The following is a 7,739-nucleotide window of genomic DNA, read 5'->3' on the forward strand; positions in this document are numbered from 1 at the left end:
GGCCCGGCCGCCGGTCCACTCGCTGCCACCGGGGGCGCCGCGGAAGTAGGCGGCTGGGAGGGTGCCGTTGGAGTCGGGCGCCTGGCCGGGGAAGACGGTGGACCAGCAGGCGTAGTTGTTGTCGTTGAGCCCGCAGATGATCGTGCCGGCCTCGGGATGCCACAGGAAGGTCAGGCCGGTGCGGCCGCGGGAGGCGCGGTTGCCGAAGTAGCCGCCCAGGTACAGGCCGGGCTTGCGGACGTACAGGAAGTCCTGGCCGCGGTCCCTGCGCAGTTCGACGAAGTCGTGCGAGCGCAGGTAGGGCAGGTCCGCGATGGCGGCGGCCCGCTGCTGCCGGGTGGGGAAGCGCTCGCCGTACAGGCCGTGGGTGAGGATGCGCGGTGAGGTGTCCTGCTTGGCGAACGGTGTCACCGGCTCGGTGGACGCGGCCCAGGCGGTGCGGGCCTCGGCCAGGTCCTCGCTGGCGGTCATGAACGCCGACAGCAGCGGCACCTGGCGGGTGAACGTCCAGTTGAGCGCGGTCCTGTCGGGATCGGGCCTGACCTCGTCGTACCAGCGCGCGCTGGTGCGGGTGGACGGCGCGACGTTGACCATGTACCCGGCGCCGTCGGGCTCGCGCAGCAGATTGTAGGACAGGAACCCGGTGAACTTGCGGGCCATGTCCACCAGGTGCGGGTCCGGGTTGTGGAGGTAGGCGTCGGCCAGCTCGGGCAGCATGACCTCGAAGTTGTAGTTCATGTCGTGGCCGCCCTCCTCGTGGAAGAAGCCGGCGGGGCTCACGCCGGTCGCGGCGATCCTGGCGAACGCCTCCCTCAGGCTCTCGGCGAGCGCGGGATCCGGGTCGAGCCTGAGCGCGTGCGTGGCCCCGGCCAGTCCGGAGGAGGTCTGGTTGGCGTAGTTGAGTGGCTCCTGCCAGACGGTGCGGTTGGCGGGGTCGAGGAACCACGTCATCGCCGTCCGTAAGGCGGCGCTGAGCTGGGACTGCCGGGTGGGCAGCGCCCCGGCCTCGCGCAGGATCCGCAGGGTCTTGGCGAGGTAGCCGATGCCGAATCCGGTGGGGGCCAGGCCGTGCTCGTTGCGGTTGTACTCGGGGAAGGAGCCGTCGGCGTGCTGGAGCGACAGGTAGTGGCCGAGCGCCGCGTCGAGCGCGGCCAGCAGGTTCGCGTCCCCGGCGTACGGGTTCCACGGGCGGGCGTTGGCGTAGAACCAGGCCAGCGTGAAGACGTGCTCCTGCACGCGGGCGTTGTACGGCGCCGCCGGCGAGCGCCACCAGCCGCCGGCGAAGAAGCCGGTGTCGTCCATGTCGTTGACCATGGGCGCGAGGGTGGCCAGGTACGGCGCGAAACGCTGCTCGTGGGGGGCGAACAACGTGCGGTCCAGAGCGGGCGGCGGTGGCAGGTCGGGGACGGCGGCGGAGGCGGTGCCGGGCGCGAGCACGGGGACGGCCGGGAGCAGGGCGGCGGCGCGGAGGAGGGTGCGGCGGGAGAGCATGGTCAGCCTTTCAGACCGGTGTGCGCGAGCCCCTCGATGAACTGCCGCTGGGCCAGCACGAAGACGACCAGGATGGGCAGGGCGGTCATCGTGGCGGCCGAGAGCTGCACGTTCCACAGGGGCGAGCCGTAGGCGTCGACGAACTGGGTGAGGGCCTGCGGCAGGGTGAACTTCGACGGGGTGGACAGGAACACGATGGGTTCGAGGTAGAGGTTCCACGAGTGCAGGAACGTGAAGATGGCGACGGCGCCGAGCGCGGGCCTGGCCAGCGGCAACGCCACCCGGCAGAAGGTGCCGAAGCGGCCGAGCCCGTCGACCCTGGCGGCCTCCTCCAGCTCGCCGGGCAGCGTGATGAAGAACTGCCGCATGATGAACGTCGCCAGCACGCTGGGCGCGCCCAGGATCGGCACCAGGATCAGCGGCCAGTGCGTGTCGGTCATCCCCGCCGTGTGGAACATCTGGAACAGCGGGACGATCGTCACCTCGCTGGGGATCAGCAGGCCGACGAGCACGACCAGGAAGAGCACGTTCTGGCCGGGGAAGCGGATGCGGGCGAAGGCGTAGCCGGCCATCGCGGCCACCGCCATCGTGCCGGCGGTCACCACCGCCGCGATGTAGAGGCTGTTGAGGTACTGCTGCCCGAACGGCTGCAGCTCGAAGACCCGGCTGTAGGTGGAGAAGTCGAACCGGGAGGGCACCAGCGCGGGCGGGAAGGCGAAGATGTCGCTGATCGGCTTCACCGACGAGGTGACCATCCACCAGGTCGGGAACACGAACGGCACGCACAACACGCACAGCAGCGCGTACAGCGCGAGCTTGACCCTACGACTCATGGAAGACCCACTTCCGGCGCAGCCGCCACTGCAGAAGTGTCAGCGCCGCGACGATCAGGAACAGCAGGACCGACAGGGTGGCGCCGTAGCCGAGGTGCCGGAACTGGAAGGCCTGCTGGTACAGGTAGTAGACGAGGACCGTGGTGGACATGCCGGGCCCGCCCTGGGTGAGCACGGCGATCTGGGCGAACACCTGCAGCGACCCGACCACGGTGATGATCGAGGTGAGCAGGATCGTCGGGCTGATCTGCGGCACCGTGATGCGCCGGAACCGGGTCCAGGCGCCGGCGCCGTCGAGCTGCGCGGCCTCGTACAGCTGGCGGGGCACGCCCTGGAGCGCCGCCAGGAACAGGACCATGTTGAGCCCCACGTTCTTGACGACCTGGACCACGATGACCGACAGCAGGGCGGTGGTCTCGCCGCGCAGCCAGTTGGGCCCGTCGATGCCCGCCACGCCGAGCAGGCCGTTTACGCCGCCGTCCTGCTGGAGCAGGAACTGCCAGACGATCGTCCAGGCGACCAGCGACACCAGCACCGGCGAGAAGAACAGCGTGCGGAAGAACGTGGTGCCGCGCAACCGCTGGTCGAGCAGGATGGCCAGGGCGAGGGCGAGGGTGAGGTTGAGCACGACCAGCCCGGCCGAGAAGAGCGCGGTGCCGGTCAGCACCTGCCCCATGTTCGGGTCGGCGAGCAGCTTGGCGTAGTTCTCGCCGCCGACGTACTCGAACGTGCCCGCCAGCACGTTCCACTCCTGGAGGCTGTAGTAGACGACCAGGCCGAGCGGCAGCAGGACGAACAGGACGCTGCCCACGAGCTGCGGCGAAATCAGCAGGTAGCCGACGAGGGCGTCGCGCCGGGGGATGGTCCAGAACAGGCGGGGCCGGGTGGCGGCGCGTACGGCCACCCGTTCGCCGAGGTCCGTAGCCGCCACGTCATCCGCCCAGCAGCGGCTGGATCTTCGCGCACACGCCGTCCAGCACCGCCTTGACGTCCGCGTCCGGCTTCCACAGCGGGTCGAGGGCGGCCCTGGCGGTCTGCGCGAGCTCGGCCTGACCCTTGTGGCTGGGCTTGACCACGCCCTTCTCGATGCCGTCGATCACCACCTCCTGGAGCTGGTCGCCGTTCAGCATGGGGCTGGTCTTGGCCATGGTGTCGGCGGTCAGCAGCGAGCCGCGCGCGGGTGGGAAGTACGCGGCGAGCTTGGCGGAGTTGGCGGCGTTGGCGAAGTAGGCGAGGAAGTCGGTGGCCTGCTCGGCCCTCGGCGACTTCTTCAGCACGCCGATCCCGGCCTGGCCGATGACCGCGTACTTGCCCTTGGGCCCGGCGGGCAGCGGCACCAGGTCCCACTTGAACGTCGCGTCCTTCAGCATGGCGGCGCGGGAGATCTGGGCGACGGCCATCGTGGTGTCGCCGGAGAAGAAGTCGACGGCGGTGCCCGGCCCCGGCATGGACTTGTCGGTGAAGATCGCCTTGTGCACGAACGTCATGGCCTCGACCATCTCGGGCGCGTTGAACTGGCAGGTGCTGCCGTCGTCGCTCCACGCCTTGGCGCCCCAGCCCTGCCACACGGTGGCGAGGTTGTCCCAGGCCTTGTAGTCGAAGTTGAGGATGGTCAGGCCGTTCTTGCCCTTGGCCGCGACGGCCTTGTTGATCTCGTTGGCGTGCTCCCAGTCCCACTGGCCGGCCTTCATCAGCTCGCGCGGTGTCTTCTGGCCCGCGGCCTTGACCAGGTCCGTGTTGACGAAGACGCCGAAGGGCGAGGTGGAGAACGGGTAGGCGTACAGCTCTCCGTCGCGCTCCCACAGCCGGGTGGCGGCCGGGACCAGCTCGCCCGCGTTCTCGATCTTGCTCTTGAGCGGGACGAGGGCGCCGGAGCCGACGAAGTCCGGGGCGGAGTTCTCCAGGATCCACGCCAGGTCGGGGGCGTTGCCGCCGGCGATCTGCGTGGTCAGCGTGGTCGTGTAGTTCTCGAACGGGATGGGGTCGAAGGTGATCTCACCGACCTGCGGGTGGGACTTGCGGTACTCGGCGGCGATCTCCTTGAACAGCTTCAGGTGGGCCTCGTTGGAGGTCCAGATCGACATGCGCAGCGGCTGCGGGCCCTGCGCGGCCGGCGCGGTGCCGCCGTCGCCGCAGGCGGTGGCCACGAGGAGGGCGGTCAGCGAGAGGGCCGCCAGCTTCCCGGGTGCTTTCATGGGGTTTCTCCTTCTGGCGTCGATGACGGCGTCAGTAACCGGTGACGTCGGGCCAGCGCAGCTCCACGCCGTCGCGGCCGAGCCGGTGCTGGAAGTCGGCCAGGAGCCGTCCGTCCGCGCGCACGGCGTGCGGGGTGGTGGCGTGGTCCAGGCAGAAGGCGGCGAGCGCGCCGGCTGCCTCGCCGACGTTCCACTCCACCGGATGCAGGCGGTAGGCGCCGTTGGTGATGTGGGTGGTGCCGATGTTCTTGGAGGCGGGCAGCAGGTTGGTCATCCGCTGCGGGATCAGCGCCCCGAGGGGGATCTCGAACGGGGAGCAGGCGACGTCGATGTAGTTGTCGCCGCCGGTCGACGGGTGCAGGTCGATGCGGTACATGCCCACGCCCACGGAGTCGTGATAGGAGACGGCGCCCTTGTCGCCGCGTACCGCCACGGACAGGTCCTGTTCGGTGACGGTGGTCAGGGCCCGGACGCGCCGGGACTCGCGGATGTAGGGGGCCTGGGCGAGCCCGTCGGCGCCGCCGGTGACGTCGCCGCGCAGCCGCAGGCCCGGGTATCCGGTGCCGCCGTCGTGGCGGGGGGCCTCGGTCTGCAGCCAGTACAGCACCGACAGGGACAGCTCGCGGGCGGCCGCCACGTGCCGGTCGGCGTCCGGCACGTCGATGACCGGCCCCTCCAGGTAGTCGATCATCGGCCAGTTGACGAGGGTGATGTCGCTGGCGTAGGCGCCCTGCGTGAAGTTGCAGCGCGCGGCGATCCTGCGGAAGGTCCACAGGTTGGCGTCGCCCGGGTTGACGCGCTGGTCGGCCTCGACGAGCTGGGGATCGTCGTCGGGATTGGGGGTGAAGGAACGTTCCATGATCGCGAGGGTGCGCGGGTTCGGGCACCGCCACGACAGCAGCTTGTCGCCCCAGAAGGGCGGCTCGTATGCCCGCCAGAAGTCGTAGGAGGCGGGCCGATCGATCGTATGGTCGCCGTCGACGTGGTCGACCGCGAAGCAGACGGAGACGGCCTGCATGTTCATCGGTTGCGCCTCGGCGGGCGCGCTCGGCTCGCCCGTTTCGGACTGTGACTCGAATCCGGTGACGTACTCGGTGCCTGTCAGGGGCAGCAGTTCGCCGGTCTCGGTGGCGTCCAGCACGTACGGCGCGCGCAGCACGACCTGCTCGGCGTCATTGTCGCGATGTGCCAGCCGTACCGAAGTGACGCGGTCGCCGTCCACCTCCGCGCCCACCGGCCGGTACGGCTGCAGCACCCGTAAGCGGCCCGAGCCCCGGTAGGGGGCGAGCATCGCCTCGATCACCGCGACCGCGACCCTGGGCTCGTGGCACAGGCGGCTCACGTGACCGGCTCCCGGGTTGAACTCCCGCTGCGCCCGCGCCCGTTCGGTGAGCGGGTAGTGGTCGCGGTAGTAGCGCCGGATGCCTTCGCGCAGGGCCCGGTAGCTCGCCGTGACACCGAACCGCTCCACCCAGGAGTGCTCGTCGGGCGGGACGGCCTGACTGGTGAGCTGGCCGCCGAGCCAGTCATGTTCCTCCGTGAGGACCACCGTGCGGCCGGCCCGCAGCAGGGCCAGCGCGGCGGCGACGCCGCCCAGCCCGCCGCCGACGATGGCCGCGTCTGCCGATATCTCAACCAAGTGGAAATCTCCTGTCACATTCCGGGTGCCGGAGCCAGCGTGCTGCCGGCGATCAGCTCGCAAGGGAGCAGTTCTTGTGGGCTCCCGCCGGTCTCCAGCACTCCGGCCAGCAGTTGTACGGCTCTGTGGCCCATCTCGCGCCTGGGGATGCGGAATCCCGTGAAGTCGGTGTCGGCCTGGACGGGCCGGGTGAACGCGCCCAGGGTGAGGATGGACAGGTCGCGGGGGATCTCCATGCCGCGCTCCGAGGCCGCTCTGGCGAGCGCGACGCAGTCGGCGTACTCCTCGACGAAGACCGCCGTCACCCCGGCCGCGACCAGGTCCTCCAGGGATGCCTCGGGCGGGAGGTGACGGCCGTCGGCGCCGCTCGCCGCCACACCCTCGTGGAACCCGCGCAGGCGGTCGGACCTGGACTCGCCGCCCGTGCCCGCCCCGACGTAGGCCAGACGCCGATGGCCGAGGGCCACCGCCCGCTCGACCAGTCCCCGGACCGCCGGCGGGTAGTCGGCCCCCACGTACGGCACCGGCCCGCCCGCGTCGTCGCGACGGCCGACGGAGACGAACGGGATCCCCTCCGCCAGCAGCCGGGCCAGGTCGTCACGGTCGACCGTACGGCCGAGCAGCAGGCAGCCGTCGGCCAGCCGCACGCGGCTCTCCTCGTTGAAGATTTGCCGTCGCGCCCCCGAGACCGCCCTGGCGCTGGTGAACAGCAGCAGGTCGCAGCCGATCTCCTCGGCGCACTCCTCGATGCCAACCAGGAACGGGTGGTAGAAGTCGGCGCTCTCGGCGGGGAAGACCGCCTCGTAGGTGAACACGCCGACGATGCGGTTGCGGCCGTCGGCGAGCCGCCGCGCGGCGGGATCGGCCACATAGCCGGTCTCCCTGATCACCCGCAGGACCCTTTCGCGAGTCTCGGGGGCGATCCGCACCTCGGCGTCGCCGCGCTTGTTGAGCACGAGCGACACCGTCGTCTGGCTCACGCCGGCCATCTTGGCGATGTCCTGCTGCGTGAGGCGTCGGCCCGGGCCAGTCACCGTCTGTGTTCTCCCATGATTCGGCAATGCGCATTAGCAACTTGGTAGGGCCTTATCTTTCGCACGGCGCCCCGTGCTGTCAAGAGTGGATTTCCCCGAGGTAATTCGCATTAGCATCTTGACGCGGCATTCCGCTGGGAGAGCGTGTGAATCCGCACCGCGACGCAGCGTGAAGGAGTCGACGTGGACACTCCCCACCCATTGATCCGACGGCAGGATGCGGATCACCGAGGTCGGCAACGCGTTCGACAGGGAGACGCACCTCGGCGTCTTCCACTCCCCGATTCCCTCGGACAACGGCAGGGTGGCGGCGCCGTCGTTCGGCACCCAGGACGGTGTGGAGTACATGTTCTACGAGGCAGGGCCGCGACTGAACGCACGCATCTGCATCGCCCGGGCAGTCTGACAGCCGTTGCGCGGTAGGGCCGGGAGCCGCTCGTACGTGCGGATCGGGGAGCGGCTCATGACCGCCTGCGCGAGTCCCGGACCCGCAGGCGGCCGTAGGTGAGCGTGCCGGTGACGCGGACGTGTAGCGCGCCGGGACGCG

Annotated in this window: 7 protein-coding genes; 1 reads left to right on the plus strand and 6 read right to left on the minus strand. The window is 70.2% G+C overall.

Annotation, left to right across the window (positions count from 1 at the left end; translation table 11 throughout):
- From AB0J09_RS49320 to AB0J09_RS49345, 6 genes are all read right to left on the minus strand, one after another.
- On the minus strand, nucleotides 1-1,491 hold a 1,491-nt coding region (locus AB0J09_RS49320), incomplete at its 3' end, for a hypothetical protein (RefSeq protein ID WP_360707824.1).
- 2 nt (nucleotides 1,492-1,493) lie between these two features.
- Nucleotides 1,494-2,324 carry a carbohydrate ABC transporter permease gene (locus tag AB0J09_RS49325; protein WP_360707827.1) on the minus strand — a complete coding sequence of 277 codons (831 nt, stop codon included), beginning with the start codon at nucleotides 2,322-2,324 and terminating at the stop codon, nucleotides 1,494-1,496.
- The gene (locus AB0J09_RS49330) at nucleotides 2,314-3,255 is read right to left on the minus strand and encodes a sugar ABC transporter permease (RefSeq protein WP_360707829.1); all 942 of its coding nucleotides are present in this window, start codon (nucleotides 3,253-3,255) and stop codon (nucleotides 2,314-2,316) included. The genes AB0J09_RS49325 and AB0J09_RS49330 overlap by 11 nt, the downstream gene beginning before the upstream one ends.
- A 1-nt stretch (nucleotide 3,256) precedes the next feature.
- Complete coding sequence (locus AB0J09_RS49335; RefSeq protein WP_360707832.1) at nucleotides 3,257-4,519, minus strand: sugar ABC transporter substrate-binding protein; 1,263 nt, start codon at nucleotides 4,517-4,519, stop codon at nucleotides 3,257-3,259.
- A gap of 31 nt (nucleotides 4,520-4,550) precedes the next feature.
- The gene (locus AB0J09_RS49340) at nucleotides 4,551-6,158 is read right to left on the minus strand and encodes an FAD-dependent oxidoreductase (RefSeq protein WP_360707835.1); all 1,608 of its coding nucleotides are present in this window, start codon (nucleotides 6,156-6,158) and stop codon (nucleotides 4,551-4,553) included.
- Between the two features lie 14 nt (nucleotides 6,159-6,172).
- The gene (locus tag AB0J09_RS49345) at nucleotides 6,173-7,192 is read right to left on the minus strand and encodes a LacI family DNA-binding transcriptional regulator (RefSeq protein ID WP_360707838.1); all 1,020 of its coding nucleotides are present in this window, start codon (nucleotides 7,190-7,192) and stop codon (nucleotides 6,173-6,175) included.
- A 217-nt stretch (nucleotides 7,193-7,409) separates the two neighbouring features.
- Between AB0J09_RS49345 and AB0J09_RS49350 the strand changes: the two genes are divergently transcribed.
- The gene (locus AB0J09_RS49350) at nucleotides 7,410-7,598 is read left to right on the plus strand and encodes a hypothetical protein (protein WP_360707840.1); all 189 of its coding nucleotides are present in this window, start codon (nucleotides 7,410-7,412) and stop codon (nucleotides 7,596-7,598) included.
- Nucleotides 7,599-7,739 lie beyond the last annotated feature (141 nt).

The sequence above is a fragment of the Nonomuraea sp. NPDC049784 genome (assembly GCF_040659615.1).
Taxonomy (GTDB): domain Bacteria; phylum Actinomycetota; class Actinomycetes; order Streptosporangiales; family Streptosporangiaceae; genus Nonomuraea.

What these genes read in the sequence shown, in the direction of transcription:
- AB0J09_RS49350 (WP_360707840.1), top strand. Translation starts at nt 7,410, where the DNA reads ATGCGGATCACCGAGGTCGGCAACGCGTTCGACAGGGAGACGCACCTC.
- AB0J09_RS49335 (WP_360707832.1), bottom strand. Translation starts at nt 4,519, where the DNA reads ATGAAAGCACCCGGGAAGCTGGCGGCCCTCTCGCTGACCGCCCTCCTC.
- AB0J09_RS49325 (WP_360707827.1), bottom strand. Translation starts at nt 2,324, where the DNA reads ATGAGTCGTAGGGTCAAGCTCGCGCTGTACGCGCTGCTGTGCGTGTTG.